3 protein-coding genes are annotated in these 2,569 nt (G+C 75.2%); all 3 read right to left on the bottom strand.

All coding sequences use genetic code 11. The annotated features are described in order from the left end of the window. A partial coding sequence (locus tag GL263_RS24885) for an HAD family hydrolase (protein ID WP_182857991.1) occupies positions 1–594 on the bottom strand: 594 nt, incomplete at its 3' end. Beyond that, complete coding sequence (locus tag GL263_RS24880) at positions 591–1,688, bottom strand: ABC transporter ATP-binding protein (RefSeq protein ID WP_182857990.1); 1,098 nt, start codon at positions 1,686–1,688, stop codon at positions 591–593. The genes GL263_RS24885 and GL263_RS24880, both read right to left, overlap by 4 nt. Further along, positions 1,685–2,566: an ABC transporter permease gene (locus tag GL263_RS24875; RefSeq protein ID WP_182857992.1), complete on the bottom strand. Its 882-nt coding sequence runs from the start codon at positions 2,564–2,566 to the stop codon at positions 1,685–1,687. Before GL263_RS24875 ends, GL263_RS24880 begins: the two co-directional genes overlap by 4 nt. Positions 2,567–2,569: the final 3 nt, after the last annotated feature.

Genomic DNA, 2,569 nt, shown 5'->3' with positions numbered 1-2,569 from the left:
GTGGGGGGTGCTCCGGACGGGGAGGAGCGAGGGGACCACCAGGAGCGCGCAGCCGGCGGCCTCCGCCGAGGCGGCGCCGTCGGGGGAGTCCTCGACGGCCACGCAGCGGCCGGTGGGGACGCCGAAGCGGTCGGCCGCCGCCTGGTAGGGATCCGGGTGCGGCTTGGTGCGCGCGGTGTCGTCCGCCGACAGGGTGAAGGCGAACGGCACGTGCGCCAGCGAGCCTCCGACCACCGCGTCCACCACCACCCGTGGGGACGCGCTGACCAGGGCGAACGGCACGCCCTCCCGGACGAGTCCGGACAGCAGGCGGTCGGCGCCCGGCCGTAGCGGGGCGCCGGCGGCGACCCGCTGGAAGAAGCCGTCCGTCAGCCGCCGCGCCAGCGGCTTCCGCTCGGCGCCGGTGACGTGCGCCAGGTGCGCGGCGGTGTCGTCGACGGCGCGGCCGACGACCTCGGGGGCGTCGACCGGGCCGAGTTCGTGGCCGTGGTCGGCGGCGACCTCCGCCGTGGCGTCCCACCACAGCGTCTCGGTGTCGACGAGCGTGCCGTCCATGTCGAAGAGGACGGCCGCGAGCCGGTTGCCGCCGCTCATGCGCCGGCTCCGGCGACGACGAGGACGGGGCGGTGGGCGAGTGCGACGGTGGCGCGGGCGCCGGGAGTGAGCCGGCCCGCGTCGCGGGACGCGACGTCGGCCTTGACGTCCGTACCGTCGGCGAGGGTGAGACGCACCCGGGTGACCGGCCCGAGGAAGGAGGCCGAGACCACCGTCGCGGTGCCGTCGTCGTCGGCCTGCACGCCGACGTTCTCCGGCCGGACCAGTACGGTCACGGCCGGGCCCTCGGGGGCCGCGCCGTCGACCGGCAGCCGGTCGCCGCACACCTCCACGGTTCCGCCGTCGGCGAGCCGGCCCGGCAGCCGGTTCATCGCGCCGACGAACTCCGCGACAAACGGCGTCGCCGGACGCTCGTACAACTCGGCCGGCGGCGCGCACTGTTCGAGCTTCCCGGCGTTGAGGACGGCGACCCGGTCGGCCATCGACAGCGCCTCCTCCTGGTCGTGCGTGACAAACACCGTGGTGATGCCGAGGGAAAGCTGGAGGCGGCGGATCTCCTCGCGCAGGCTGAGCCGCACCTTGGCGTCGAGCGCCGACAGCGGCTCGTCCAGCAGCAGGACGCGGGGCCGCAGCGCCAGCGCGCGGGCCAGGGCGACGCGCTGCTGCTGGCCGCCGGAGAGCTGGTGCGGGTAGCGGTCGCCGTGCTCCGGCAGCCCGACCAGCGCCAGCAACTCTTCCGCCCGCTCGCGGCGTTCGGTGGTCGGCACCTTGCGGATGCGCATGCCGAAGGCGACGTTGTCGCGGGCGTTGAGGTTCGGGAAGAGGCTGTAGGACTGGAACACCATCCCGGCGTCCCGCCGGTTGGCCGGAACGCGGGTGATGTCCTGGCCGTCGACGAGGACTTCGCCCGAGTCCGGCTGCTCGAAGCCGGCCACGACCCGCAGCGCGGTTGTCTTGCCGCAGCCGGACGGGCCGAGCAGCGCGAGGAGTTCGCCCGGCTCGACGGTCAGGTCGAGGCCGTCGAGGGCGACCGTGGAGCCGAAGGCGCGGCGGAGCGAGCGGAACTCGACCCGGGCGCCGCCGGCGCGCTCGCCGCCGGGCGAGCGGAGGGGGGTGGTTGTCGGTGCGGTCATGAACGGGGCTCCTTGCCCGGATTGCGCGGCGCGGCGGGCGCGCCCGTGGAGGCGGTGCCGGCCCGGGAGAGGACCAGCAGCAGCGCCCAGGTGATCAGGAGACTGAGGAGGGAGACGGCCACCGACATCCGGGCGTGCGCGCCGGAGATCGTGACGATCCACACGGCGAACGGCTCGAAGCCCAGCAGCGAGGCGATGGTGAACTCGCCGAGGACCAGCGCCAGCGTGAGGAACGCGGCGCCGGCCAGCGCGGACCGCAGGTTCGGCAGCAGCACCCGCCACACGACGTGCGGCCAGCTCGCGCCGCAGTTGCGCGCCGCCTCCACCAGTGTCGGCACGTCCAGGGCGCGCAGCCCCGCGTCGAGCGAGCGGTAGACGAACGGCAGCGCCAGCACCGCGTAGGCGAGCACCAGGACAACGGGGAAGTCCTCGTCCTGCACGGCCAGGAACGTCTGGTACAGCGGGGTGTGGGCGAGGTGGTCGGGGCCCCAGCGCAGCACCGTGCTGATGCCGGTGACCAGCGCGATCGGCGGCACCACCAGCGGCAGCATGCACATCACCTCGACCACCGGCCGCAGCCGGGGCGAGCCCAGCCGGACGGCGATCAGCGCCGGCACGGCCAGGGTCAGCGACAGCACGATGGTGGCCGCCGCCAGACCGAGGGAGAGCAGCAGGCTGCGGACGAAGCCGTCGGCGGACAGCAGCGCGGTGTAGGCGTCGAACGACACGCCCTGGCCCGGCGTGTGCACGGTGAAGACGAACGACGCGGCCAGCGGCGTGAGGAAGTACAGGCCGGCGACGGCGAGCACGACCCGGCGCCAGGCCCCGGTACGGCGCCGGCGTCCGCCGCGCGGGCCGGGTACGGGCGGGGTGTCCACGGG

It is taken from the genome of Streptomyces durbertensis, assembly GCF_014156695.1.
Lineage (GTDB): Bacteria > Actinomycetota > Actinomycetes > Streptomycetales > Streptomycetaceae > Streptomyces > Streptomyces durbertensis.
Note: the sequence above shows the minus strand (reverse complement) of the source record. Positions and strands in the feature narration are given on the sequence as shown.